The sequence below is a fragment of the Streptomyces sp. NPDC014907 genome (assembly GCF_055562975.1).
Genome location: NZ_JBVHEG010000009.1, coordinates 51,490 through 77,278, shown reverse-complemented (window position 1 = coordinate 77,278; position 25,789 = coordinate 51,490). Strand labels below are relative to the sequence as shown.

The following is a 25,789-nucleotide window of genomic DNA, read 5'->3' as shown; positions in this document are numbered from 1 at the left end:
CCCGGGCGTCCGGGCCGCCGCCGCGGACAGCCGGGCCGCCGCGTCGGTGACCACCGGGGCCCCGTGGCCGCAGCAGAGGACCGAGGGACGCAGCTCCGCCAGCGCCCGCATCGACTCCCTCGCCAGGTCGCGGTCGACGTGGAACACGCCGAAGGTCACGTCGCCCACCGAGGCCACCGTGTCCCCGGTGAACAGCACACCGTGGCGGGGGAGGTGCACCGCCATCGAACCCGGGGTGTGGCCGGGGGTGTGGACCACCACCGCGCCGTCGCCGAAGCCGAGTTCCTCGCCGTCCTCGACCTCGCGGTCCACCCGGGTCGGCGGTGCCTCCGGCACGGTCAGACCGTGCTCGTACAGCGGGACCTCCCAGTCCAGGAGGTCCGGTTCGGGGACCGGGGCCGCGCCCCGGACCACCGGCGCGTCCAGGCGGTGGGCGACGATCTCGGCCCCGTGACGGTCCGCCAGTTCCCGCGCCGCGCCCACGTGGTCCCGGTGGCAGTGGGTCAGCACGATGCGGCGCAGCCGGTCCGGGTCCAGGCCGGCCGCCCGCACGGCCGCCGCCGTCGCGTCCGCCGTACCCGCCCAGCCGGCGTCGATCAGGGTCAGCTCCCCCTCGTCCTGCCAGAGGTAGGCCTGACCCACGGAGTAGTCGAGCAGATGCAGCCTCGGTGCGATCCCGATGAGTTCCATGCGGCGAACCTACGCACGCGCGTACGTCCGCCGCACGGTTCTACGCCCTCGGCGAGCTTCGCCGAACGCTGAACCCGGGTGCCGAACCCGCACCGGACCGGACCGGACCGCAGCTGATCGGACCGGACCGGGCGGGCGGACGGGCGGTCAGACCCGCTTCGAGCGGGCGTACCCGGCGAGGAAGTGCGCCTCGGCCACCGACAGGCGCTCCAGCTCCTCGGGGGACACGGACTCGTTGGGCGCGTGGATCTGCGCCTCCGGCTCGCTCAGGCCGATCAGCAGGATCTCCGCCTCCGGGTACAGCGAGGCCAGCGTGTTGCACAGCGGGATCGAGCCGCCCATGCCGGCCGTCTGCATCTCCTGGCCGGGGTACGCGACCGCCATGGCCTCGGCCATCGAGGCGTACGCCGGGCTCGACGTGTCCGCCTGGAAGGCCTGCCCCTGCCCGACCTGCTCCAGGGTCACCCGGGCGTTCCACGGCGTGTGGTTCTCGAGGTGCGCGAAGAGCAGCTTCGTCGCCTCGGCCGCGTCCTGGCCCGGCGGCACCCGCAGGCTGATCTGCGCGCGGGCCGTCCTCGGAATGGACGGGGTGGCGCCGGCCACCGGGTGGCAGTCGATGCCCATGACGGTGACGGAGGGCCGCGCCCAGATGCGGTCCGCGATCGTACCGGAGCCCGGGAGGTCCACCCCCGGAAGCACCTTGGCGTCCTTGCGGAAGTCCTCCTCCGGGTACTGCAGGCCCTCCCAGACCCCGCCGCCCGGCAGGCCGTCGATGACGGTCGAACCGTCCGGGCCGCGCAGCGAGTCGAGGACGCGGATCAGCGCGGCCAGCGCGTCCGGGGCGGCGCCGCCGAACTGACCGGAGTGCAGGTTGCCCTCCAGGGTGTCGATCCGCACCCGGACCATCGTCATGCCGCGCAGGGTCGCGGTCACGGTGGGCAGGCCCACCCGGAAGTTGCCCGCGTCGCCGATCACGATCGCGTCGGCGGCCAGCAGCTCGGGGTGCTCCTCGGCGTACCGCTCCAGGCCCCCGGTGCCCTGCTCCTCGGAACCCTCGACGATCACCTTGACCGTCACCGGGACGCCGCCGTTCGCCTTCAGGGCGCGCAGCGCGAGGAGGTGCATGACGACGCCGCCCTTGCAGTCGGCCGCGCCGCGCCCGTACCACCGGCCGTCGCGCTCGGTCAGCTCGAACGGCGGGGAGAGCCACGCGGACTCGTCCAGCTTCGGCTGCACGTCGTAGTGCGCGTAGAGGAGGACGGTCGGCGCCCCGGCCGGGCCCGGCAGCACCCCGTACACCGCCTGGGAGCCGTCCGGGGTGTCGAGCAGCGCCACGTCCCGGAAGTCCTCCGCGCGCAGCGCGTCCGCGACCCAGTTCGCCGCCGCCTCGCACTCGCTGCGCGGCGCCACGTTCTCGTCCGCCACCGACTCGAAGGCCACCAGCTCCGCCAGCTCGGCCTTGGCGCGGGGCATCAGGGACCGTACGGTCTCGGCGATCGGGTTCGGGGTCATGGGCACGCTCCTGATGGGTGCGACGTTACGGCGGGAGTACGGCGTCCCCACGGGTCGTGGCGCGGCGGACGCACCGTCGATCCTACGGGCGGGGCTCCGGCTACCGAGCCGTAGGATGCGTCAGGAGCAGACCCCGGTCGGATCAGGAGCAGAAGCACATCGTGAGCAGCGAGCACGCAGGGAACGCCGGTCCGGAGAACACCGAGCCCGAAGGCGCGGCTCCTGAGGGCAACGGTGCGGAGGCGACGAGGGACGACGGCCCGGACGGAACGGCGGACGGGGGAACGGAGGGCGCCGGGGACGCGGACGCGACGGCGCTCCCGGCGGACACCGGAGCGCCGGACCCGGACGGAGCACCGGACCCGGACGGGACGGCCGACGCGGGTGCGGCGGCGGACGCGGGCGCGGACGGTTCGGCCGACGTCTGGGACGTCGTGGTCGTCGGCGCCGGACCGGCCGGCGCGTCCGCCGCCTACGCGGCGGCGGTGGCCGGGCGCCGGGTGCTCCTCCTGGAGAAGGCCGAGCTGCCCCGGTACAAGACCTGCGGCGGCGGCATCATCGGCCCCTCCCGCGACGCGCTCCCGCCGGGCTTCGAACTGCCCCTCCAGGACCGGGTGCACGCCGTCACCTTCTCCCTCGACGGACGCTTCGCCCGCACCCGCCGCTCGCGCAGGATGCTCTTCGGACTCGTCAACCGCCCCGAGTTCGACGCGCAGCTCGTCGAGCACGCGCAGAAGGCCGGCGCCGAGCTGCGGACCGGGGTCACGGTCTCCCGGGTGGAGCAGCACGGCCCGGCGGTGCCGGACCGGCGGACCGCCGCCGTCGTCCTCGCGGACGGCGAGACGGTCCTGGCGCGCGCGGTCGTCGGGGCCGACGGCAGTGCCGGCCGGATAGGCGCTCACGTCGGGGTGAAGATGGGCCAGGTCGACCTGGGCCTGGAGGCGGAGATCCCCGTGCCGGCGTCCGTGGCCGAGGACTGGAAGGGGCGCGTCCTCATCGACTGGGGACCGATGCCCGGCAGTTACGGCTGGGTGTTCCCCAAGGGCGACACGCTGACCGTCGGCGTCATCTCGGCGCGCGGCGAAGGAGCCGCCACCAAGCGGTACATGGAGGACTTCGTCGCCCGGCTCGGCCTGGCAGGCTTCGAGCCCGCGCTCTCCTCGGGGCACCTCACCCGCTGCCGCACCGACGACTCGCCGCTCTCCCGGGGCCGGGTCCTCGTCTGCGGCGACGCGGCCGGCCTCCTGGAGCCGTGGACCCGCGAGGGGATCTCGTACGCCCTGCGCTCGGGCCGGCTCGCCGGCGAGTGGGCGGTACGGGTCGCCGAGGCGAACGACGCGGTCGACGCCCGCCGCCAGGCCCTGAACTACGCCTTCGCCGTCAAGGCGGGCCTCGGCGTGGAGATGGCCGTCGGCCGGCGGATGCTCGCCGTCTTCGAGCGGCGCCCGGGGCTGCTGCACGCCGCCCTCACGGGGCTGCGGCCGGCCTGGAACGCGTTCGCCGACATCACCCGGGGCTCGGCCACGCTCGGCGGCATGGTCCGTTCGAACGGGCTGGCCCGGCGGGCCCTCGAAGTCCTCGACCGGAAGATGGACACCTCGTCCGGCGTCGGCCCGGCGGGCCGGGGCGTCACGGCGAAGGAGCGGGGCGCGCCGGAAGCGGAGAACGGGGAGAGCGCGGAGAACGCGGGAGGCGCGGGGACGAACGGGGACCGGGGGGAGCAGGAACGGTTCTGATTCCGGTCCCGACGACTCGGAGGGGTTCGGGAGTCGGCGGGTTCAGGAGCCCCGAGGGCTCGGGGGGGCCGGAAGGGGCTGGGAGGGCCGGAAGGGGCTGGGAGGGTCGGAACGGCCCGGAGGATTCACAAGGGCTCGGAGGACCTGAAGGACCCGGAGGACCCGGAGGGCTCGGAGGAACCGGAAGGCTGGGCGTGCGGGCTTCGCCGCCCCGGTCCGCTCACGCGGCCGGGGCCGCGGAGCCCGTCGTCGTGAGGCGGAAGACCGGGTGCTTCGGCGCGACGGCGCGCAGTTCGGCGTCGGAGGAGTCGGGGCCGACCCCGTCGAAGAAGACGCCGACCTCGGCGTTCCAGCGCTTGAGGTAGGCGCGGAGCAGGGCGGGCTTGTCGGCGTCGGTCACCTCGACGGCGGTGAACTCCCGCACGTGCTTGCCGAGGTGCAGCCGTCCGCCGCCGGCGGCCCGCATGTTGTGGGTCCACTGGACGTGGCCGCGTGGAGCCACGAGGTACTGGGCGCCGTCCACCGTCAGGAGGTTGACGGGGGTGCGGCGCCATTCTCCGCTCTTGCGGCCGCGGACGGCGAGCACGCGGGCCCCCCGGAGGCTGACGCCGCGGCGGGCCGCCCAGGCGACCAGGCGGTTGAAGACGTTCACGGTGAACCAGCCGGGCCTGATGACGTGGGCGGCGAGGGAGGGGCCGGCGGTGGAGGCGACGGGGCCGGTGGGACCGGTGGGATGGGTGGGACCGGTGGGGGCAAGGGGGCCGGTGGCGGCGGTGGGCTGGACGGACATGGCTGCCTCCTGGGGTTTCGGGGCGGGGCCTCGGCCCGTGCGGCGCCGAGTAAAGCGTGAGCGGTGCTCTCGATTGAGGTCAGTGTGCACGGTCCAGTGCTCACAATCAAGAGCGGTGCTCTCGTTTCGATGCGGTGCTCCGAAAGTGGCACACTGCTCTCCATGACAGCCGTCCGAGGAGCCCGTGCCCGGGCCCGCATCGAGATCACCGCCGCCATCAAGGACGAGGCCCGCCGCCGGCTCGCGGCCGAGGGGGCCGCCAAGCTGTCCCTGCGGGCCGTCGCCCGCGAGCTGGGCATGGTGTCCTCCGCGCTCTACCGCTACTTCCCCAGCCGCGACGACCTCCTCACCGCCCTGATCGTCGACGCCTACGACGCGGTCGGCGCCGCCGCCGAAGAGGCCGCCGCCGGTTCCGCCGGCCGGCGTCCGCTGGACCGCTGGACCGCCGTCTGCCGGGCGGTCCGCGCCTGGGCGCTCGCCCACCCCCACGAGTACGCCCTCATCTACGGCTCCCCGGTCCCCGGCTACGCCGCGCCCCAGGACACCGTCGCCCCCGCGGCCCGCGTCGGTCTCGTCCTCGTCGACGTGGTCCGCCGGGCCCACACCGGCGAGGGCGTCGCGCTCCCCCCGCTCCCGGAGGCCCTGCGCGCCGAGGCCGCCCGGATCGCCGCCGACGTCGCCCCGGACCTCCCCCCGCCGCTCGCCGTCGCGCTCGTCGCGGCCTGGTCGCAGCTCTTCGGCCTGGTCTCCTTCGAGGTCTTCGGCCAGTTCCACCGCGTCGTCGAGGACCGGGACGCCTTCTTCACCGAGGCCGCCCGCCGGCTGGGCCAGGAGGTGGGCCTGCTGCCGCGCGGCTGAGGAGGACCGCCTCCCGGTGAGGAGGTCCGCCTCCAGGGCCGGTGATTCGCCTCCAGGGCCGGTGGATTCGCCTCCCGGGCCGGTGGTTCGCCCGTGCGGAAGGAACCGCCGGTGGCGGTCTTCGCACGCGGCGCGGTCGGCGCCTACGGCGTGCCGGGGAGCCGGACCGTGCCGGGGAGCCGGACCGTGACGAGGAGTCCGCCGCCGGGGCGGGGAGCGAGGTCGAGGGTCCCGTCGTGGGCGCGGACGACGCTGTGCACGATGGCCAGACCGAGGCCGGCGCCGGCGTGTTCGCCGGTGCGTACGCGCTCCGTCCCGCGCCGGAAGGGTTCGGTGAGGGTCGGCACCAGGTCCGGCGGGAGCGGGTGCCCCGTGTTCTCGACCCGCAGCACGCTCGTGCCGCCGTCCGTCCCGGTGCGGACCGTCACGGTGCCGCCGGCGGGAAGGTTGTGGACGACGGCGTTCTGGACGAGGTTCGTCACCATCCGCAGCAGGAGTTCGGCGGAACCGCCGGTCCGGGCCTCCCCGCCGGTGACGTCGAGCGCGACCCCGTGCCGCTCGGCGAGGGGCAGCAGGGTCTCGGCGGCCTCCTCGGCGACGAGGGAGAGGTCCACGTCCTCACGGACGAAGGACCCGCGGTCGCTCCGGCTGAGCAGCAGAAGGGCCTCGGTGAGGTCGATCGCGCGCGTGTTGACGGCCAGCAGGCGCTCGACGAGTTCGCCCCGGTCCCGGGTGGGGTCCTCGCGGGCGACGTCGAGCAGGGCCCGCGAGACGGCCAGCGGGGTGCGCAGCTCGTGGGAGGCGTTCGCGGCGAACCGCCGCTGCTCGGCCACGTGTGCCTCGAGCTGCCCGAGCATCGAGTCGAACGTGTCGGAGAGTTCGCGGAACTCGTCCCGGCGGCCCTTCATGCGGATGCGGTGGGACAGCGATCCTTCCCCGGCCGTCCGCGCCGCGTCCGTGAGCAGCGTGAGCGGCGCGAGCATCCGGCCGGCGAGGAACCATCCCCCGGCGAGGCCGAACACGAGCAGGAAGGCCATCGCCACGGCCGCGGCGGGAACGAAGGTGCGCACGAGGAGGAAGCGGTTGGGCGCGACCCCGAGGAGCCCCTGTGAGTTGTCGGGTACGTAGCGCAGCAGGAACCCCCACACCACGGCCATCAGGAGGGCGCCCGCGACGGCGAGGAAGCCGGCGTAGCTGAGGGTGAGCTTCAGCCGGACGCTGAGCCCCGGGCGCCTGGGGCACGGGCGCCCGGGGCGCGGGGCGCAAGCGGCCCCGTCCCGCAGGAGGCCGGTGCCGTTCCCGTCCGGCGTCCTAGTCACGGGCGCGACCGGGCCGGTCGGTGTCCTGGTCACGGGTACGACCGGCCCGTCCCGCGTCCTGGTCACGGGCACCATCCGGCCGGCCGGCGTCCGGGCCGGTGCCGGTCCCGATGCGGTAGCCGACCCCCGGCACGGTGGCGATGACCCACGGTTCCCCGAGCCGTTTGCGCAGTGCGGAGACGGTGATGCGGACGGCGTTGGTGAAGGGGTCGGCGTTCTCGTCCCAGGCCCGCGCGAGCAGTTCCTCGGCGCTGACGACCCCGCCCTCGGCGGCGACGAGGACTTCGAGCACGGCGAACTGTTTGCGGGTGAGCGCGACATGGCGCCCGTCGCGGAAGACCTCCCGCCGGAAGGGGTCGAGCCGCAGGCCCGCGATCTCGCGGACCGGGGGCCGGGCGTACGCGCGCCTGCGGTCGAGCGCCCGCAGCCGCAGCATCAGTTCCCGCAGTTCGAACGGCTTGGTGAGGTAGTCGTCGGCGCCGAGCCCGAAGCCGGAGGCCTTGTCGTCGATCCGGTCGGCCGCGGTGAGCATGAGGATCGGCATGCCGCTGCCGGAGGCGACGATCCGCCGGGCGACCTCGTCGCCGGAGGGGCCGGGGATGTCGCGATCGAGGACCGCGAGGTCGTAGGAGTGGACGCCGAGCAGTTCCAGGGCGGAGTCTCCGTCACCGGCGACGTCGGCGGCGATCGCCTCCAGCCGCAGGCCGTCACGGACGGCCTCGGCCAGGTAGGGCTCGTCCTCCACGATCAGTACGCGCATGGGCGAAGCCTAGGGAACCCCGCGTATCGCGGGCGTATGCGGAGGCGGGCGGAAGGGGCGTGCGCCCGGTGCGTCCGAGGGCGCGTGCGCACCGGGCGGGCGGCTCAGCCCGCCACCGCAGCCGCGGGACGGGGCCGCTCCGGCGCCTGCGCCGCGGTGCGCCACCAGCGGCGCGACGCGAGCCCGGCCAGCAGGGCGCCGGCGGCGTTGACCAGGACGTCGTCCACCGACGACACCCGGTCGAGCCGCAGGACGTACTGCGCGGTCTCGACCAGGACCGAGCAGCCCGCCCCGAGCATCAGGACGCGCGGCACGGACGCCAGCGCCGCGAACCGCACGGGGGCGAAGAACCCCAGGGCCGCGAAGACCAGCAGGTTGCCGGCGATCCCGAGCGGTCCCATCACGAGCAGGTCCCGCAGCGGCACCAGGCTCACCCGGCCGGGGACGGTGCCGGCCCCCGACCCCGGCATCATGGTCATCCACACGAACGGCACGGTCCCGTGGACCATGCCCACCTCGGCCAGCGACGTCCGCCACGCCGACGCGGCACCGGAGGCCCGCCGCAGGCGCGCCAGGGCCCACACCACGAGCCCGGACGGCGGCAGCGCGACCAGCGTCATGAGGACCACGCCGTTGAACGTGTCGAAGCAGCCGTGCCACCGTCCGGCCGCGCACATCGGGGCGGACATCATGAGCGGCCGGCGCAGGGCGAACAGCGCGCTCGCCGCACCGAGGACCACCAGGCAGAGGAGCACCGTCCCGCGCGTGCGGCGGGACGGTGCGGACGGGAACGGGTCGTGGTTCATGCCCCCATGGAAGACGGAGGCCTGTTGCGGGGACGTATGCGTTTTCGGATACGTCCGCGACACGCGGGAGATCCGGCACGGGAGATCCCGGGCGGGAGATCCGCGGCGGGACCCCGGCGCGGAGACCCGCCGCGGCGGGGCGGCCTCAGCTCCAGGTGATCGCCGAGTTCTCCCGCCACAGGCGCACGAGCGAGGCGTCCCCGGTGACGGTGACCGCGTCCTCGGGCAACCGGTTCCACAGCGTCAGGTACAGCAGCCCGGCGGGTCCGCTCAGCTCCGTGTCCACGGGGCCGGCGTCCGGCAGACCGGTCGTGCGCTCCGTGCGCGGGGCGTCCGCCGAGAGCCGTACGGTCCAGACGTCCCCGGTGTCCGTCGCCCGCACCCGCAGGGTCCGGGGCCCGGTCGTGCGCACCCGGCTGCGGTCCCTGGCGTGGAAGGCGGCCAGCAGCTCGTCGATCCCGTCGGCGCCGACCTCCGGGGCCACCGGCCCGGGGCCGGACGGGAGCGCCGACTCCGCGTCCGCGCGGTGGACGGCCGTCTCGTGCGCCTGCCGCCGGGCCCAGAAGGCGAGGGGCGACGGCGCGGGGAGGAACGTCCAGCACTCCAGCGTCTCCGGCGCGGCGCGCAGGGCGGCCACCAGGCCCGCGTGGCCCTCGCGGTAGTGGGCGAGCAGCTCGTCGCCGTCGAGCGCCGGTTCGCCGCCGTCCGGGTGGTACGCGGTGTGTCCCTCGGCCACGAAGGCCGTGGCCCAGCGGTGCACCGTCGTCACGTGCCGGAGGAGGTCGCGGACCCGCCACCCCGGGCAGGTCGGCACCTCCGCGCCCGGTCCCGCCGCGGCCGCCGCCTCGGCCAGGCCCCGGCCGGCGGCGTCCAGCGCGTCGACGTACTCCGTGATCTTCATCGTCCCCCCGGTGATCGTGTCCGTGCGACGGATTGTCGCAGAGGCGGGGCGACTTCCCGGCGCCGCCCCGGCTTTCCCTGGCGGGGCGTCAGGCCGCCCGGGCGGTCCCGGCCCGGTGGCCCATCACCGCGGCCCCGGCGGCGAGCACCGCGACCGTGGTGAGCGCGGCCGGCAGGGAGAACCAGTCGGCGAGGAACCCGATCGAGGGCGGGCCGAGCAGCATGCCGCCGTACCCGAGGGTGGACGCGGTCGCCACTCCGCCGGGGCCCGCGAGCGCGCCGGCGCGGGCCACGGCGACGGGGAAGATGTTGGCGAGGCCGAGGCCGGTCACGGCGAAGCCGAGGAGCGTGGCCCAGACGGTCGGCGCGAGCGCGCCGGACAGCATTCCCGCGGCGGCGGTCGCGCCGCCCGCGACCAGGGTGCGGGTCTGGCCGAGGCGTTCGAGCAGCGCGGTGCCGGAGAGCCGGCCGGCGGTCATGGCCAGCGCGAAGACGGAGTACCCGGCCGCGGCCACTCCGGGGTGGGCGTGCAGGTCCTGGGTGAGGTGGAGGGCGCCCCAGTCGGCGAGCGCGCCCTCGCCGTAGGCCGTGCAGAGCGCGATCGCCCCGAAGAGGAGGACCGTGCGGCGCTGGGCGCCCGGCCGCGCCCCGGGGGCGGCGGACGGCGCCGGAAGGGCCTCGGGCGGGGCGGGGGAGGGGTGGCGCAGCAGTACGGGTCCGGCGGCGGCCGTCAGGGCCAGGCCGGCGAGCGTGAGGCCGAGGAGGTGGGCGGTGGGGGAGAGGCTTCCGGCGAGCAGCCCTCCGATCCCGGCCCCCAGCATGCCGCCGAGGCTGAACGCGGCGTGGAAGCCCGGCATCACGGGGCGCCGCAGGGCGGTCACGACGTCCACGGCGGCGCTGTTCATGGCCACGTTGATCCCGCCGTACGCGGCGCCGAAGACGAGCAGGACGAGACCGAGGGCGAGCGGGGAGCGGGTGAGCGGGGGCAGGGCGACGGAGAGGGAGAGGAGCACGGCGGTGGCGACGGTGACGGCGTGGGAGCCGTACCGGCGGCAGAGCCGCCCGGTCAGCGTCATGGTGACCACGGCGCCCGCCGACACCCCGAGGAGCGCGAGGCCGAGGTCCCCGGCGGAGGCGCCGGTCTGTTCCTTGACGGCGGGGATGCGGACCACCCAGCCGGCGAACAGGAAGCCGTCGAGGGCGAAGAAGAGGGTCAGGGCGGAGCGGAGGCGGGACAGGGAGCGGGTGGCGGTGTCTCCGCCCGGACCCCCCGGTATGGCCGTCCGTACTTTGTTTAGTAGCGGCACAAACTCAGGATAGGGGGAGAGGGGAAGGAGAATCAACCGGGCGGAGCCGGTCCGGGCCCGGGGACGCCCGGATGCGCCGGGCGGGCACGGCGCCCGGCCCCGGACGACCGCCCGATGCCGAACGACCCGCCCGATGCCGGACGACCGCCCGCCGCCGAACGCCCCCGCCGCCGAACGCCCCCCGCCGCCGGGCGGCCGTCGCACCCGGCCGCCCGGCCTCCTTCTCGCGCTCCCGCTACGGCAGGCGTCGGGCGAAGAAGGACCCGACCTCGTGCCGCACCTCGGCGAGCGTCACCGCCGGGTCGCCGGTGCCGATGAGCGCGGCCCGCGTCGCCGCCGTCACGAGACCGGCGGAATGGAGCCGCGCGACGAGCGGGCCGTAGTCGGTGAAGGACCAGTGGTTCGCGCCGGCGAGCAGCGCGCGGCGGCCGGGAAGGCCCGCCCAGGAGGACTCGACGCGGGCGGCCTCGCCGAACCCTTCGGTGCGGAACAGCAGCAGCGGCCGGACGGAGCCGGCCGGCACCGGGTACAGGTCGAGATGGCCTTCGAGGTTCGCCACCGCGCCGACCCGGCGGTCGCCGAGGGCCGCGTGGACCGCCGCCGTGCCGCCCGCGGAGTGTCCGTACAGCCCGATCCGGCGCAGGTCCGCGACCGGGGCGGGCGGCAGGTCGCCGAGCCGGTCCAGGACCAGGCGCAGGTCCGCGATCCGGGTGTCCACCATCGTGCGGAAGGTCGCCGGGTCCGGCGGCCCGGCCAGGACGGTCGTCCGCATCCCGGTCGGCAGTTCCACCTGGGAGGCGTCACCGGGGTGGTCGACGAGGACGACCACCCGGCCGTGGCTCGCCAGGTCCTCGGCGAGCGCCGTGCCGAGCGTGCGGGAGTCGCCGCCGCCGGGCGAGTACACCAGCACCGGCCGGCGCCCCGGCAGCGGCGGCGCACCCGCGTACCCGTGGGTGCGGACCGCGCCCCAGTCCACCGTCCCCGGCTCCGGCAGCCCCTGGTGGACGTGCGGCGCGTACGCGGCGAACACCCGGGCCTCCTCCGGGGTGAGCTGCGGGGCCCGGGAGAAGCCGCGTACCGACCGGGCCGGGTACAGGACGGTCAGCATCAGCTCCCGCGCACCGCCCACCCACGGGTCGGTGCGGGCCGGGTCCGTCAGATGGACCGTCCGCAGGCCGACGGGGTGCGGCCCGGTGGGCGCGGGCAGCCGGAGGAACGGGCCGCCGCCGGAGGCGTTCGCGGCCGTGGGCAGCAGGGCGGCGGCACTCCCGAATAGGGTGCCCTTCAGGAGGGTGCGTCGAGACGTCATGCGGACACCCTCGCGGTGGGGCGGCCGAGGCGCGAAGGTTCAGGCCCTGCCCGAAAGGCCGGACCGGAACGGGGAGTTGTGCGGGTGCTGCGAATCCACTTCACGGGGGAGGACGTCACCCGGACCCGCTTCGCACCCCGCCCGGCGCCGCTCCAGGAACTGCACGCCGCCCTGACGACGGTCGTGGCCCGGCACGGCGGTCCGCTGTTCGCGCCGTGGCGCGGACGCGTCCTGCGCTCCCTCCCGGCCGCCGCCGACCCGCTCGCCGGCCTGGCCCCGGCGGGCCGGGCGCCCTCCTTCCTCGACGTCCTCGGCGACACCGTGGCCGACGGCTTCGAGCGGATGCGCGCCATCGGCCCCGGCCTCGTCCGCTCCGAACTGGAGCGGGTCCACGGGGCGATGCCCGTCCCCCGCTGGGTCCACGGCCTGCACGCGGGCGACGAGACGGCCTGGCGCACCCTGCGCCGCGCCCAGCGGGCCGCGTACGAGACGGTCCTGGCCCCGGTCTGGTCCGTCGTGCAGGACCTGCACCGCGAGGAGTTCACCCGTTACGCCCTGGCCGTCGCCGAGCACGGCACGGCCGCCGCCCTGACCGGCCTCGCCCCGGGCAGCCGGTTCCGCGGGGGCGTGTGGGAGTGGCCCGGCGCGGCGCCGGACCGCGACGTCCGCCTCGACGGGCGCGGCCTGGTCCTGCTGCCCACCTTCCACCACCCGGCGGGCCCGCTCCTCCAGGACGTCCCGGGCCGTTCCGCCGTCCTGACGTACCCGGCCGGTCCCGGTCTCCCGCCCACCGGGGAGAGTCCGGTCGCCCGGGCCGAGGCCCTGGCCGCCGTCCTGGGCCGCACCCGGCTCGACGTCCTGCGCCTCCTCGCCGAGCCCCACACCACGACGTCCCTGGCCCGCGCCCTCCGCGTCAGCAACGCGACGGCCTCGTCCCACGCGGCGGCGCTCAGATCGGCGGGCATGGTGACGACGGCCCGCACGGGCCGCTCGGTCACGCACCGGCGCACGGCCCTCGGGGCGCTGGTCGCGGGCGTCTGACCGCCCTGGTCCGCCGCGTAACGGAGCGACCGTCCTGGCCCGTTACGGGACGGAGCGACTGCCCTGGTCCGTCGCGGGACGGAGCCGGACGGCGGCCTCCGGTGTGCCCGGCCGGTGTCCGGCCGTTCCGTCCGGGCCCACGCGGTCGCGGCCCGGCACCCCCACCGCGCCGGCCCTCCCCGGAGTCCCGGAGCCGGGTCCTCCGGGCCGCGGGGCGGAGTTCCCGGGGCCGCGGGGGCGGGTGCGCCGCCCGATCATGGGAGACTCGCCCCCATGAACGGCAAGGCGACGACGAACCGGACACGGCTGGACAGGGGACGCAACGCACTCGGCCCCGCCCTTGAGCTGGTGCACACCGGCAGGGCGCCGACCCGGGCCGTCCTCACCGCCGAACTCGGCGTCACCCGTGCCACGGCCGGCGCCGTCGCCGCCGAACTGGAGGCCCTCGGCCTCATCCGGGTCGACTCCAACCCCACCGCCGCCGGCTCCCAGGGGCGGCCCTCGCACCGGCTCGCCGTCGACGAGAAGGGCCCCGTCGTCCTCGCGGCCCAGGTCCACCCGGACGGCTTCCGGGCCGCGCTCGTCGGCCTCGGCGGCGCGATCGTCGCCACGGACCCCGGCTGCGTCACCGTCTCCGCCGACCCCGCCCAGGTCCTCGGGGCCGTGGTCGACGCCGGAGCCGCGCTGCTCCGGGAGAGCGGCCGCCGCTGCGTCGGCGCCGGCCTCGCCGTGCCCTCCGCCGTGGCCGAGCCCGAGGGCACCGCCCTCAACCCGCTCCACCTCGCCTGGCCCGCCGGCGCCCCGGTCCGGCAGATCTTCGCCGAGCGGGTACGGGAAGCGGGCATCGAGGGACCCGCCTTCACCGGCAACGACGTGAACCTCGCCGCTCTCGCCGAGCACCGTCACGGCGCGGGGCGCGGCGCCCGGGACCTGCTCTGCGTGGCCACCGGCCACCGGGGCGTCGGAGGCGCGCTGGTGCTCGACGGGCGCCTGCACACCGGAAGCGCGGGCCTCGCCCTGGAGGTCGGCCACCTCACGGTGAACCCGGAGGGCCGCCCGTGCCACTGCGGCGGCCGGGGCTGCCTCGACGTCGAGACCGACCCGCTCGCCTTCCTCACGGTCGCGGGCCGCACGCCCGGTCCCGAGGTCTCCCTGCTCCAGCAGTCCCGCGACCTGCTGCGCACCAGCCCCGACGACCCGGGCGTGCGCGTCGCGGTCGGGGAGCTGATCGACCGTCTGGGGCTCGGTCTCGCCGGTCTGGTGAACATCCTCAACCCGGACCGGATCATCCTCGGCGGCCTCCACCGCGAACTCCTCGCGGCCGACCCCGAGCGCCTGCGCGCGGTCGTCGCCGACCGCAGCCTCTGGGGCCGCAGCGGCGGCGTGCCGATCCTTCCCTGCACCCTCGACCACAACAGCCTCGTCGGCGCCGCCGAACTCGCCTGGCAGCCGGTCCTCGACGACCCCCTGGCGGCCCTGTCCCGCGAAACGGTCTGAGCCGGGGCCCGGAGCAGGTCCCCTTGGGCCCCCGGGTGTCCGCCCCGGGCTCCCGGGGCCGGGGCCTCACGGGTCCGGCCCCGGGGCTCCCGGGTCCCGAGGCGTCCGGGTCCCAAGGCGTCCGAGACGTCCGAACCCCAAGGCGCCCGAGGGTGTTCGGGTCCCAAGGCGTCCCAAGGCGTCCCGAGGCGTCCGGGTGCGCCCCCGTCGGGAGCCGGACGGAAAACCGGTGGGCCGTCCGGGCCGCGCGGCATAGCGTTCCCGTCCATGAACCCTTCCGGCTCCGCTCTTCCCCCGCGCCTCGGCAGCCTCACCTTCCACGGCCCCCTCTCCGAGGCCCGCGCCGCCCGCCTCGTCCGGCGGCTCGCCGACGCCGGGCCCGCCGACGTGCTCGACATCGGCTGCGGCTGGGGCGAACTGCTCCTGCGCGTCCTCGACGCCGTCCCCGCCGCCGAGGGGGTCGGGATCGACATCAACGCCGAGGACCTGGCCCGTGCCCGCTCCCTCGCCGGGGAACGCGGACTCTCCGGCCGCGCGTCCTTCGTCGAGGAGTCGGCGCTCGGCACCGGCCGGGGCCCCGTCGACGCGGTTCTCTGCCTCGGGGCCGGCCAGGCGCTCTGCGACCCCGAACGGCCGTACGACCCCGCCGTCGTCCTGCGTGAACTCCGCCGGCTCGTCCGGCCCGGCGGGCGCGTCGTCCTGGGGGAGGGCTTCTGGGAGCGCACCCCCACCGAGGCGGAACTGGCCGGGATGTGGCCCGGCGCGCACGCCGGCGACCACCTCTCCCTCGGCGCCCTCGTCGACCTCGCGGTCCGGGCGGGGTTCCGCCCCGCCCGGATCGAGACGGCGAGTGCTGAGGAGTGGGAGGAGTTCGAGTCGGACTACCGGTACGACACCGAGGTCTGGCTGGCCGCCCACCCCGGCCACCCGCTCGCCGCCGAGACGCGCGAACGCGTCGACCGGCAGCGTTCCAGCTGGCTCAACGGCTACCGGGGCGTCCTCGGCATCGCCTACCTGACCCTCGTGCCCGTGGCGGCCTGACGGCCCCGGACGCCCGGGGCCCGCGGTTCCTCAGCCCGCCCGGCCCGCCAGGACCGGACGGGCCGAGGCCATGGCGGAGGCGGGGCTCAGCACCGGATCGGCCGGGGTGCCCAGGGGGACGGCGGGTACCCGTTCGTACCCGGTGAAGGGGCCCTCGGTCGTGGCGCCGTACACGACCTCCTCGCGCGTCCCGGCGGGGCCGCCCGCGGAGGGCGCCGCGAGGGTGAACCACACGACCTTCCCGTCGTCCCCGCACGGCCGGACGCCCCAGCTCTCGCTGACCGCGCCGACGAGGGCGAGGCCCCGGCCGGACGTGGCCAGCTCGCCGTCCGGGGAGCCGGCCGCCACGGGCGCGCCGGCGCCGTCCGGGGAGGAGACGGAGGGGACCGGTCCGCCGGTGTCCGGCAGACGCGGGTCGTGGTCCCTGACGGAGACCGTGAGGCGGTCGAGCAGCAGCTCGATCTCGACGGTGCACCGCTTGTCCGGCCGGGCGTGCCGGTGGACGTTGGTCAGGAGTTCGGTGACCCCCAGAAGGGCATGATCGACCAGGGCGTCGAGATGCCAGTGGCGCAGATGCGCGGAGACGATCCTGCGGACCTGTCCGATCCGCTGCGGCAGGGCGTGGAGCTCCACCGCGTAGTACCTGCTCGGTTCGCTGATCACGGCTGCGACTCCCCGAAGTAGTCCGGAAGAAGACGAAGATTCGGATCTCTCGTGCGTACAGCAGGATGACGACCACAGCTCAGCGTCACCATCCGTAAACCCTCGGTGAGGTGGTTCCAGCGTGGGCCAGGGGTGACCGTCCCGCAACTCACGGCGAGCCGGGCCGGGCCGGGACCGCTCGCGCGGCCCCGGTCGTCAGCGCCGCCCGGCCGCCCTCCTGAGCGCCGCGAGGAAGCGTCCCGAGTCCTCCGGTCCGCCCTCGCGGCCGCCCTGGTGCAGCGTCAGCCGGTACCGGGTGCCGTTCACGGTCGCCACCGCCTCGTCGGGCCCCGCGAACCACGGCCGTCCCGCCCGCACCGCCGTCACCGGGGCGCTGTCGATCTCGCTGCCGTAACTGGTGAGGAGGGCGAGCCGTCCGTCCTCGATGCGCACCTCGCCCGCGCGCGTCAGCGAACGCAGCCAGCGGGTGATGCCCACGCCCCTCGCGCTGAAGTCCGGTTCCGTCATGTCGTTCCGCCCCTTTCCCCCCGTTTCCCCCGGGGTGCCGCTCATAGTGTGCCGGGCCGTCCGCGACCGCACCAGTGGCCCCTCCGCAAGTCTTCCCTATGGATGGTCAAAGGCAACGTTTGCCCAGGTGGGGGCGGTATTGTCAAGAACGGGGCACTCAGGGGGAACGACCGAGGAGAAGCGCGGATGAACACCGTCGAACGCACTGTCGAGCACCATGTGGACAACCGGCCGGCGGGCGCGGCCGCCGCCGCGGCCACCCTCGACGTCGACCGCAGCGACCCCGCGTACCGGACCTGGCTGAAGGAGGCCGTCCGCAAGGTCCAGGCCGACGCCAACCGCTCCGCCGACACCCACCTGCTGCTCTTCCCGCTCCCCGCGGAGTGGGGGATCGACCTCTACCTCAAGGACGAGTCCACCCACCCCACCGGCAGCCTCAAGCACCGCCTCGCCCGCTCCCTCTTCCTCTACGGCCTCTGCAACGGCTGGATCCGGCCGGACCGGCCCGTCATCGAGGCCTCCAGCGGTTCGACCGCCGTCTCCGAGGCGTACTTCGCGAAGCTCGTCGGCGTCCCCTTCATCGCCGTCATGCCCCGCACGACCAGCCCCGAGAAGTGCCGGCTCATCGAGTTCCACGGCGGGCGGTGCCACTTCGTCGACGACTCGCGCACCATGTACGAGGAGGCCGCCGCCCTCGCCGCGCGCACCGGTGGCCACTACATGGACCAGTTCACCTACGCGGAGCGGGCCACCGACTGGCGCGGCAACAACAACATCGCCGAGTCGATGTACCAGCAGCTCCGGTTCGAGCGGTACCCGGAGCCGGCCTGGATCGTGGCCACGGCCGGCACCGGCGGCACCTCGGCGACCATCGCCCGCTACGTGCACTACATGCAGCACGACACCCGCATCTGCGTCGCCGACCCCGAGAACTCCTGTTTCTTCGACGGCTGGACCCACCACGACCCGCACGCCGTCGCCGACTGCGGCTCCCGCATCGAGGGCATCGGCCGCCCCCGCATGGAGCCGAGCTTCGTGCCCGGCGCCGTCGACCGCATGATGAAGGTGCCCGACGCGGCCAGCGTCGCCGCCGTCCGGGCCCTGGAGACCGTCATCGGCCGCAAGGCCGGCGGCTCCACCGGGACCGGCCTGTGGAGCGCCTTCAAGATCGTGGCGGAGATGGTCGCGCAGGGGCGCACCGGCAGCGTCGTCACCCTGATCTGCGACCCGGGCGACCGCTACCTCGACAAGTACTACTCCGACGACTGGCTGGCCGCCCAGGGGCTCGACATCGCCCCGTACACCGCCACTATCGCGCACTTCCTGGCGACGGGGGCCTGGCCGGAGTGAGCCGCCGGTCGAGCCGGCGCACCGCGCCCCGGAAGGACAGCCCCAGGCCCGGGCCCGACAGACGCAGCGCGAGCCGGAACGGGGCCGGGCCGTCGGCGGCCACGGTCCACCGCAGCAGGGTGCCCCTCCCGGCGGGGGAGAGGACCCACTCCTCCGCCATGGCCGTCACGCCGGGGGCGTTCGTCGTGTCGATCCGGTACGCGTGGAGGACCCCCGGCTCGGAGGCCAGGACCGTCTCCTCGAAGGAGATCCCGCCCCGCAGCCGGACCGTACGGCCCGCTCCGTCGTCCGTGGGGACGGCGGAGGAGACGGCGGGGAACCAGGAGGGCATGCTCCCCACCTCCACGGCCAGCGAACGGTGGACGGCCCGGGGCGGCGCCTCCAGCGTCGCCGTGAAGACCAGGCGTACGGGTGCGGACGCGGTGAAGCCGAGCTCCACCGGCCTCAGTCGGCGTGCCATGGGCCGGACCTCCCGGGGAGTGCGAGCGGAAGACGCACCCTAACCGGCGCGCCGCCGGCGGCACAGGGCGCGGACCGGGATGAGACGCGTCCCTCACTCCCCCCGCAGCAGCCCGTCCAGCGCCCGGCCGAACAGGACCCGCCCCACCCGCGCCAGCACCGGATCGAGGAAACCCGGCACGCCCCGCACCGACAGCTCCTCCGTCCACACCACGCGGCAGCCGCCGGGCGCCTCCGCCACCTCGATCAGCGCCCAGCCCCGTACGACCCGGCCGGACTTCTCCAGGCGGCACGCGCCGGGCCGGCCCGCCGCCGGGGGCTCCCAGCGGACGACCTCCATCGGATCGTCGAAGGACAGCCGCCCGATCCCCGTCCGGGCGGTGAAGCGTGTCCCCGGCCGGTTCGGCCCCGGCGTCAGCACCCTCGTCCGCGTCAGCGGCACCCGACGTCCGTGCGCCGGCCAGTCGGTGACCCGCCGCCACACCTCCTCCGGCGCCGACGGCACCGTCCGCTCGACCCGGAAGGGGCTCACGCCCGCTCCCCGTCCGCCACCACGAGCCCCGGCAGGTGCTCCGTCACCTCGGCCCGCACCTCCTCCGGCAGCCCCCGGTCCGTCACCCAGGTGTCCACCTCGTCCAGCGAGGCGAACGAACTCAGGCCCACCGTCCCCCACTTGGTGTGGTCCGCGACCACCACCACCCGGCGCGCCGCGCGCATCAGACAGGTGTTCGTCTCCGCCTCCGCCAGGTTCGGCGTCGAGAGACCGGCCTCCGCCGAGATCCCGTGCACCCCCAGGAAGAGCAGGTCGAAGTGGAGCGAGCGGACCGTCCGGTCCGCCACCGGCCCCACCAGCGCGTCGGACGGCGTGCGCACCCCGCCCGTCAGGACGACCGTCGCCTCCCCGCGCCGCGGCTCGCCGTCCCCCGCCCGCCGCCCCTCGTGGAACACGTCCGCGACCCGCACCGAGTTGGTCACCACCGTCAGGTCCGGCACGTCCAGCAGGTGCCGGGCCAGCGCGTAGGTCGTCGTCCCCCCGGACAGGGCGAGCGCCGTACCCGGCGTCACCAGGGCCGCCGCCGCGCGGGCGATCTCGTCCTTGGCGCCCGGTTCGAGCACCGACTTGGCCTCGAAGCCCGGCTCGTGCGTGCTCGTCCCGTCCACCGGGACGGCCCCGCCGTGCACCTTCGCCAGCACGCCCTGCCGGGCCAGCGCGTCCAGGTCGCGCCGGATCGTCATGTCCGAGACGCTCAGGCGCCGGGTCAGCTCGTTGACCCGTACACCACCGCGCCGCCGTACCTCGTCGAGGATCAGGGCGCGCCGCTGCTCCGCGAGGAGATTCTGATGGTCAGTCACCGCCGGGGCCGGTCCTTCCGCAGAAGACGAGGGAACGAGAGTGAATTTCGGCGAGAGGCCGTGCGCGGCCGCACGGCCGTCCGCGATCCTGTCCCCGACGTCGCATCTTCCCACCCCGAGAGGAAGTCCCCCCAGTGCCCCCTGCCACACCCGCCCCGGAGAGCGGGGGCGCGGCCACCGCGGAGAGGGGGAGCGCGGGCGTCCCGGAGAGCGGGGACGCGGCGCTCGAACTCCTCGTCCACGGCGTCGGCGGAACCACCCCCCAGGACATGCTCGACGACCCCAGGACCGTACGGGTCACCGGCGACCGGACCGCCGCCGTGTACCGGCGCGCCGAGGACGCCGACGCCGAGGACCACCCCGAGCGGTACCACGGACGTCCGGTCCCGGAGGCGTACTGCTGGTCCAACCTGACCTCCGGCGACGGCACCCGCGCCCTCTGGCTGCTGCTCCTGCCCTTCATGGTCGTCAACCTCGCGCACTGGATGCGCCCGCCCGGCCGGGACGGGTCGGGGCTCGTCCGGCTCTACGGGGTCCTCGTCCGGCTCCTCGCCCTCACCCTCACCGTCCTGCTCACCGCCGCCGCCTGCGAGGTCGCCCTCGACCTGACGGCCTGGCAGTGCGCCGCCGCCCCCGCCTGCACCGACAACGCGGCCTGGCTGGAGTTCCTCTCCGCCGGGCGCGCCGGCTGGTGGTCCCAGCCCGGCCGCCGCCTCGCCCTCGCCGCCCTCGTGCCGACCGCCCTCGTCGGCCTGCTCTGGTACCTGTCCAACCGGACCTGGAGCGCGTACGAGGCCCAGCGCCCGCCCACCGGCCACGACGCCCCGTCGGCGGAGCCGCGGACCGGCGGGGAGGGAACGCCCGCCGGGTCCCGCGCCGCTCTCGGCCGCCCCGGATTCTGGTACGGCCGCCGCCTCGTCGCCCGGCTCAGGGCCGCCCACACCGCCGCCGGCCTCCTCACCGTCGCCGCCGCCCTCGTCACGGCCGCCGTCCGTCACGACGCCGCGGCCCCCGGCCCCGGGGGCGCCCCCGGCCGCGTCCTCCAGGCCTCCGTCGCCGCCCTCGGCGCCGTCGTGCTCTGGGTGGTGTGCCGGCGCGGACGCAGCGAACGCCGCCTCGACCTGCGGCTCGAACGCGCCCTGGTCTCCTGGCTGCCCGCCACCGCCCTCGCCCTGCTCCTGCTCGCCGCCCTGTACGCCGGCTGGTCCCGTCCCGGCTGGACCTCGTCCGGAACCCTCCCCGGCGACACCGTCTTCAGCGCCCTCACCGTCGTCCAGGGCGGCCTCGTCGTCGCCCTCGGCGCGGCCGCCCTCCTCGTCCAGCGGTCCAGCCGGGACCCCCGCACCGTCCTGCGCGGACTCGGCGGGCCCGCCGTCGCCATGCTCGCCTGCGCCCTCGGCGGGATCATGTCCGGGGGCGTCGCCCAGCGCGTGGCCGACTGGCTCGACGGACCGGCCACCCCCGGCATGGGCGAGCCCGGCCCCCGGATAAGCCCGCCCGTCCTGCTCAGCTGGCAGGCGTCGGTCATCCCCGTCCTGCTCCTGCTGCTCGTCGTGCCCACCGCCCTCCTCGCCGCGCGCACCGTGCTCGCCGCCCGGCGCCTGCGCGCCGAGGTCGAGGCCGACTACGGGACCGCCGGCGAGAACGACCCGGTCCGCACGGAACGGATCGCGACGTGCAGGGCGAGGGCGGGGCTCACCGACTCCGCCCCCGTCCTCGTCGGCGTCGTCTCCGGCGCCACCCTGCTCCTCGGGGCCGTCTCCGTCGCCGGTGCCTGGGCCAGCGGCAACGTACCCGGCCGGGCCTTCGACGGCGCCCACCCCGCCCTCGCCTCGCTGGCCTCCGCCACCCAGTCCCTCGGCTCGTGGATGATCGGCTTCGGCTTCCTGCTCTTCGTCACCTGGGGCCGCCGCGCCTACCGGGACCCCTCCGCCCGCCGCACCATCGGCATCCTCTGGGACGTCGGCACCTTCTGGCCCCGCGCCGCCCACCCCTTCGCCCCGCCCTGCTACGCCGAGCGCGCGGTCCCCGACCTCACCTGGCGCATGAGTTCCTGGACCCGGCGCACCGGCGGCCGGCTCGTCATCTCCGGGCACTCCCAGGGCAGCGTCCTCGCCGCGGCCGCCGTCTGGCAGCTCAGGCCCGCCACCCGCCGCCGGGTCGCCCTGCTCACCTACGGCTCACCCCTGGAGCGGCTCTACGGACGCTGGTTCCCGGCCTACTTCGGCCCCGGCGCGCTGCGCTCCCTGAACCGCACGGTGCACTGCTGGAGCAACCTCCACCGCGCCACGGACCCGATCGGCGGGCCCGTCCGGGTCCTCGGCGAGGACGGGCGGCCCGCCGTCGACGCGCCGGTCCTGCTCGACCCGGTCGCCTACGGCCGCACCCGCGACCATCCGCTGCCCGAACCGATCCTGGGCCACTCCGACTACCAGGCCGACCCGGCGTTCGTCCGCTGCCGCTCCGCCCTCCTCGACCGGCTGCCGCCCGCCGTGCCCCACCAGCGCGATCCCGGGGAGCCGGACGGCCGGGCGGACCCGGCGCGGGGAGGCCCGGACGGACCGCCCGCGTAGAGCGCGACCGGGACTCAGGGAAGCTCGGGAAGGTCCTCCGGGTGGAGCAGGGTCAGGTCGTCCGTGCTCGGGTCCTCGAGCGCGGCGACCCGGCCCGCGTGCCGCTCCACCATCGACTCGAACGTCTGCCGCGCCGTACGGCCGTTGCCGAAGGCCGGCCCCTTGGGCAGCTTCGTGAAGTAGACGAGCAGCGCCTCGTCCGTGCCCGGCGCCAGCCGGTACTCGTGCTCGTCCGCCTGCTGCCCGACGATCCGCAGCAGCTCCTCCGGCGCGTAGTCGCCGAAGGTGATGGTCCGGGAGAAGCGCGAGGCCACCCCCGGGTTCACGGTGAGGAAGCGCTCCATCTCCGCCGTGTACCCGGCGACGATGACCACCACCGCGTCCCGGTGGTCCTCCATCAGCTTCACCAGCGTGTCGATCGCCTCGCGGCCGAAGTCGCGTCCCGAGTCCTCCGGCGAGAGCGCGTACGCCTCGTCGACGAACAGCACCCCGCCGCGCGCCCGGTCGAAGGCCTCCTGGGTGCGGATCGCCGTCGAGCCGATGTGCTCGCCCACCAGGTCCACCCGGGACACCTCGACCAGGTGCCCGCGCTCCAGGACCCCGAGCGAGGCGAGGATCTCGCCGTACAGCCGGGCCACCGTCGTCTTGCCCGTGCCCGGGTTCCCGGTGAAGACCAGGTGGCGGCGGACCGAGGCCGCCTTCAGCCCGGCCTCCTGGCGCCTGCGCCCCACCTCGATCATGTTGGTGAGGGTGCGCACCTCGTGCTTGACGCTCTCCAGGCCCACCAGGGCGTCCAGTTCGCCGAGCACGTCCTGCGACGACCGGGCCTCCCGGACGGGGGCCGGCTCCGGTACGGCCGCCGGAGCCCGGGAGGCCGGTACGGAGCCGAGCGGTACGGCCGTCCGCGCGGCCGTCAGGACCGCCCCGCCGGCCGGCGGGGCACCGGCCGCGGAGAAGTCGGGCACGGAGGAGCGGACCGCGCTCTCGTCGCTCGTGCACTCCTCGGCGACCGCGCCCTCCTCGGGGAACTCGTAACCGCCGCGCGCGCACCGCTCCGTGCGGCACTTGCGCAGGGTCGTCCGGCAGCCGTCCGTGACGTGGAAGCCGTACCCGCCGCTGCCGGTCACCCGGCAGCCGTGGAAGGAGCCGCGCCCCTCCGCCGACACGTAGAAACCGGCCTCGGCGGGCGAGGTGACCGTGCAGCGGTCGATCGTGGGGTCGGCGCCCTTGGTGACGATGACGCCGGTCTGCACGGAGTCGATGGCGCAGCCGGCGAGGGTGCCGCCGCTGCCGTGGTCCCGGAACCAGGCGCCCGTGGACGCCTCCCGGATGCGGCAGTCGTCGAGCTGGGCCGTCGCCCCGTCGCTCACCGACACCGCCGTGTTCCGCACCTGCGACAGGTCGCTGTCGACCACGTCCACGCGCGAACCCCGGTCCAGGACGAACAGCGCGTCGGGGACGTCGTGCACCCGGCAGGCGTCGAGGACGGCGGTCGCCCCGTCGCTCACCCACACCGCCGGGTAGTCGCCCGTGCTGTCGTGGATCTCGCACTGGTTGGCGTCCACCCGGGTCCCCGGGTCCCACACCGACAGGCCGTTGCGGCCGAAGCGGCGGACGGTCGACCGGGTGAGCGTCAGGACCGAGCGCGAGCGCAGGTCGACCGCGTTCTCCGGGACGTCGTGGATGTCGCAGTCGGAGAGGGTGAGGACGGCGTCGGTGTCGAGGGTGATGCCGTCCGCCGTCGTGCGGTGCACCGAGGAGTCGGTGAGGTGGGCGGTGGCCCGGGACGCGATCTGGAGACCGGCGCCCTTGATCTCGTACACCTCGCAGCCCACGCCCTCCAGGGCGCTGCCCTCGCCGGTGACGGCGATCCCGGCGCCGGAGGCGTGGTGCACCCGGCAGCGCTCCAGACGCGGGTGCGCCCCGCCCCGCACCGAGACGCCCGCCTGCCCGGCGGCCACCACCTCGCACTCCTCGAACACGCCGCCCGCGCCGTCGAGCACCGCGATGCCGATCCCCGCCGGGTTGTCGACGGTGCAGCGGCGGACGGTGGGCCGGGCGGCGCCCCGCACCTCGATGCCGGCGGCCGAACGGGTCGTGATCCGCAGGTCGAGCAGTTCGGGCGTGCCGTCCTCGACGAGGAGCGCGGGCGCCGCCACGTCCTGGCCCTCCACGTGCAGGTCCTGGAGGGTGACGGAGGCGCGGAGGGTCAGCGGGACCCCGTCCGGGGGAGCGATCCGGACCGGGCCCGCGCCGCCCTCGGGGCCGCGCAGGGTGACGGCCCGCCGCAGCACGAGGTTCTCCCGGTAGGTCCCCGGCGCGACGGTGAGCACGTCCCCGTCGCCCGCCGCCTCCAGGGCGGCGGCGAGGGAGGGGTACTCACCCGTGCGGCGCCGCCACCGCGATGTGCCGGTGTGCGTCACCTGGACCGTGCCCTGTGCCATGGGTGTGTCCTGCCCCCGCCTCATGCCTCGCCGCTGATCCGATGCCCCACCGTAGCGCGCGCGACGCCGCGGGGATGACGGGTCGCGTACCCCCGGCCGTACCGGAAACGCACAGGTGCGCGGGGCGCGTCACCGCCGGTCCGGAGCGGTCGGGGTCGGTCGCACCCGGTCAACTGCCGGTGCCGGTGCGACCCCAGTCGGGACCGGCCCCGGCCCACGCGCGGTCGAGGCGCGCGTACCGCGGCAGCACGAGGCGGCGCACCACGAGCCGGCGGACCGTCTCCACCAGGAGGCCGGTGAGGAGCGCGGCCATGAACCCCGCGGTGATCGCGTGCGCGCGGGCGGTCGCCGGGTGCACCGGCGGCGCCACCGGACGGCCGTCCCGGTCCGTCCACAGCGTGAAGGTGTCGCCCGGCGCCGAGTGGCTCCGGGCCGTCACCACCGTCCCCGTGCGGACCGAACCGTCCGGAGCGGTCCAGCGGGCCGGCACCGGGCGGCTCAGCCGTTCCTCCCCGGCGGCCCCGGGGGTCCGGACCACGCGCGGCGGCCCTCCGGCCGGGCCCGCCACCCGGGCCGTCGTCGGCGTCCGCTGCTCCTGCTGGGCGCGGATCGCCCGCTGGAGCGAGCCGTACGCGGACGCCCCGGCGGTCCAGCCGGCCAGGGGCACCGCGACGCAGAGCAGGACGGCGGCCGTCAGGGCGACCCAGGCCTCGACGAGGTCCGTGGTCCGGCGCAGGGGGTTGCGCCGCCAGCGCCAGAGTCCGGTGGCTGCGCGCACGTCGGGTCCCCTCGTTGTCCGCCGGTTCTCCAACGAGTGTGCCCCGGGGGCGGGTTCCCCGCCCGCCGGACCGGCCGGGCGTGACGGGCGACCCTC

The 25,789-nt window shown here is 75.8% G+C and carries 22 protein-coding genes and 1 pseudogene; 7 read left to right on the top strand and 16 right to left on the bottom strand.

The window, feature by feature from the left end; genetic code table 11:
• Window positions 1-75 precede the first annotated feature (75 nt).
• A pseudogene (locus ACZ3IL_RS22370) lies at window positions 76-690 on the bottom strand (MBL fold metallo-hydrolase); the annotation flags it as partial.
• A gap of 147 nt (window positions 691-837) precedes the next feature.
• Entirely contained in the window at window positions 838-2,202 is a 1,365-nt protein-coding gene (locus ACZ3IL_RS22365; RefSeq protein WP_467392614.1) for a M20/M25/M40 family metallo-hydrolase, read from the bottom strand.
• A 434-nt stretch (window positions 2,203-2,636) separates the two neighbouring features.
• On the opposite strand from ACZ3IL_RS22365, the gene ACZ3IL_RS22360 reads away from it, so the two are divergent.
• Window positions 2,637-3,938, top strand: a complete 1,302-nt coding sequence (locus ACZ3IL_RS22360) for a geranylgeranyl reductase family protein (protein WP_467392902.1) — start codon at window positions 2,637-2,639, stop codon at window positions 3,936-3,938.
• Window positions 3,939-4,158: 220 nt separating this feature from the next.
• On the opposite strand, the gene ACZ3IL_RS22355 is transcribed toward ACZ3IL_RS22360, so the two are convergent.
• Complete coding sequence (locus ACZ3IL_RS22355; protein WP_467392612.1) at window positions 4,159-4,728, bottom strand: nitroreductase family deazaflavin-dependent oxidoreductase; 570 nt, start codon at window positions 4,726-4,728, stop codon at window positions 4,159-4,161.
• A 162-nt stretch (window positions 4,729-4,890) separates the two neighbouring features.
• Here ACZ3IL_RS22355 and ACZ3IL_RS22350 point away from each other — a divergent pair, with 162 nt between their 5' ends.
• Window positions 4,891-5,586: a TetR/AcrR family transcriptional regulator gene (locus tag ACZ3IL_RS22350; protein ID WP_467392610.1), complete on the top strand. Its 696-nt coding sequence runs from the start codon at window positions 4,891-4,893 to the stop codon at window positions 5,584-5,586.
• 143 nt (window positions 5,587-5,729) lie between these two features.
• On the opposite strand, the gene ACZ3IL_RS22345 is transcribed toward ACZ3IL_RS22350, so the two are convergent.
• From ACZ3IL_RS22345 to ACZ3IL_RS22320, 6 genes are all read right to left on the bottom strand, one after another.
• On the bottom strand, window positions 5,730-6,869 hold the full coding sequence (locus ACZ3IL_RS22345) for a sensor histidine kinase (protein ID WP_467392900.1): 1,140 nt from the start codon (window positions 6,867-6,869) through the stop codon (window positions 5,730-5,732).
• A gap of 28 nt (window positions 6,870-6,897) precedes the next feature.
• Window positions 6,898-7,665: a response regulator transcription factor gene (locus ACZ3IL_RS22340; RefSeq protein WP_467392608.1), complete on the bottom strand. Its 768-nt coding sequence runs from the start codon at window positions 7,663-7,665 to the stop codon at window positions 6,898-6,900.
• A gap of 104 nt (window positions 7,666-7,769) precedes the next feature.
• Window positions 7,770-8,471, bottom strand: a complete 702-nt coding sequence (locus tag ACZ3IL_RS22335; RefSeq protein WP_467392606.1) for a VanZ family protein — start codon at window positions 8,469-8,471, stop codon at window positions 7,770-7,772.
• Window positions 8,472-8,616: 145 nt separating this feature from the next.
• A complete protein-coding gene (locus ACZ3IL_RS22330) occupies window positions 8,617-9,372 on the bottom strand; it encodes a maleylpyruvate isomerase family mycothiol-dependent enzyme (RefSeq protein WP_467392604.1) in 756 nt (251 codons plus the stop codon).
• 88 nt (window positions 9,373-9,460) lie between these two features.
• Complete coding sequence (locus tag ACZ3IL_RS22325) at window positions 9,461-10,678, bottom strand: MFS transporter (protein WP_467392602.1); 1,218 nt, start codon at window positions 10,676-10,678, stop codon at window positions 9,461-9,463.
• A 235-nt stretch (window positions 10,679-10,913) separates the two neighbouring features.
• Window positions 10,914-11,987 carry an alpha/beta hydrolase family protein gene (locus ACZ3IL_RS22320; RefSeq protein ID WP_467392600.1) on the bottom strand — a complete coding sequence of 358 codons (1,074 nt, stop codon included), beginning with the start codon at window positions 11,985-11,987 and terminating at the stop codon, window positions 10,914-10,916.
• Window positions 11,988-12,071: 84 nt separating this feature from the next.
• On the opposite strand from ACZ3IL_RS22320, the gene ACZ3IL_RS22315 reads away from it, so the two are divergent.
• From ACZ3IL_RS22315 to ACZ3IL_RS22305, 3 genes are all read left to right on the top strand, one after another.
• Window positions 12,072-13,028, top strand: coding sequence for an ArsR/SmtB family transcription factor (locus ACZ3IL_RS22315; RefSeq protein WP_467392598.1), 957 nt, complete (start codon window positions 12,072-12,074; stop codon window positions 13,026-13,028).
• Between the two features lie 273 nt (window positions 13,029-13,301).
• The gene (locus ACZ3IL_RS22310) at window positions 13,302-14,525 is read left to right on the top strand and encodes an ROK family protein (protein WP_467392596.1); all 1,224 of its coding nucleotides are present in this window, start codon (window positions 13,302-13,304) and stop codon (window positions 14,523-14,525) included.
• 267 nt (window positions 14,526-14,792) lie between these two features.
• On the top strand, window positions 14,793-15,566 hold the full coding sequence (locus ACZ3IL_RS22305; protein ID WP_467392594.1) for an SAM-dependent methyltransferase: 774 nt from the start codon (window positions 14,793-14,795) through the stop codon (window positions 15,564-15,566).
• Between the two features lie 30 nt (window positions 15,567-15,596).
• Here the strand turns inward: ACZ3IL_RS22305 and ACZ3IL_RS22300 are convergent, their stop codons facing one another.
• Both ACZ3IL_RS22300 and ACZ3IL_RS22295 read right to left on the bottom strand, forming a co-directional pair.
• Entirely contained in the window at window positions 15,597-16,229 is a 633-nt protein-coding gene (locus ACZ3IL_RS22300) for an ATP-binding protein (RefSeq protein WP_467392592.1), read from the bottom strand.
• A gap of 195 nt (window positions 16,230-16,424) precedes the next feature.
• Window positions 16,425-16,736 (bottom strand): hypothetical protein, encoded by a 312-nt coding sequence (locus ACZ3IL_RS22295; RefSeq protein ID WP_467392590.1) that lies wholly within the window; start codon window positions 16,734-16,736, stop codon window positions 16,425-16,427.
• A 186-nt stretch (window positions 16,737-16,922) separates the two neighbouring features.
• Between ACZ3IL_RS22295 and cds1 the strand changes: the two genes are divergently transcribed.
• Entirely contained in the window at window positions 16,923-18,086 is a 1,164-nt protein-coding gene (gene cds1, locus ACZ3IL_RS22290; RefSeq protein ID WP_467392588.1) for an L-cysteine desulfhydrase Cds1, read from the top strand.
• On the opposite strand, the gene ACZ3IL_RS22285 is transcribed toward cds1, so the two are convergent.
• The 3 genes from ACZ3IL_RS22285 to ACZ3IL_RS22275 all read right to left on the bottom strand — a co-directional run bounded on the left by ACZ3IL_RS22285 (window position 18,046) and on the right by ACZ3IL_RS22275 (window position 19,898).
• Window positions 18,046-18,546, bottom strand: a complete 501-nt coding sequence (locus tag ACZ3IL_RS22285; protein WP_467392586.1) for an SRPBCC family protein — start codon at window positions 18,544-18,546, stop codon at window positions 18,046-18,048. The genes cds1 and ACZ3IL_RS22285 overlap by 41 nt on opposite strands.
• A 93-nt stretch (window positions 18,547-18,639) precedes the next feature.
• Window positions 18,640-19,077 carry an SRPBCC family protein gene (locus tag ACZ3IL_RS22280; protein WP_467392584.1) on the bottom strand — a complete coding sequence of 146 codons (438 nt, stop codon included), beginning with the start codon at window positions 19,075-19,077 and terminating at the stop codon, window positions 18,640-18,642.
• Complete coding sequence (locus ACZ3IL_RS22275) at window positions 19,074-19,898, bottom strand: DeoR/GlpR family DNA-binding transcription regulator (RefSeq protein ID WP_467392582.1); 825 nt, start codon at window positions 19,896-19,898, stop codon at window positions 19,074-19,076. The genes ACZ3IL_RS22280 and ACZ3IL_RS22275 overlap by 4 nt, the downstream gene beginning before the upstream one ends.
• A 134-nt stretch (window positions 19,899-20,032) precedes the next feature.
• On the opposite strand from ACZ3IL_RS22275, the gene ACZ3IL_RS22270 reads away from it, so the two are divergent.
• Window positions 20,033-22,471, top strand: coding sequence for a hypothetical protein (locus ACZ3IL_RS22270; RefSeq protein WP_467392580.1), 2,439 nt, complete (start codon window positions 20,033-20,035; stop codon window positions 22,469-22,471).
• Between the two features lie 14 nt (window positions 22,472-22,485).
• Here ACZ3IL_RS22270 and ACZ3IL_RS22265 read toward each other — a convergent pair whose 3' ends face one another.
• A complete protein-coding gene (locus ACZ3IL_RS22265) occupies window positions 22,486-24,915 on the bottom strand; it encodes a right-handed parallel beta-helix repeat-containing protein (RefSeq protein ID WP_467392578.1) in 2,430 nt (809 codons plus the stop codon).
• Between the two features lie 169 nt (window positions 24,916-25,084).
• Entirely contained in the window at window positions 25,085-25,693 is a 609-nt protein-coding gene (locus ACZ3IL_RS22260) for an Rv1733c family protein (RefSeq protein ID WP_467392576.1), read from the bottom strand.
• Window positions 25,694-25,789: the final 96 nt, after the last annotated feature.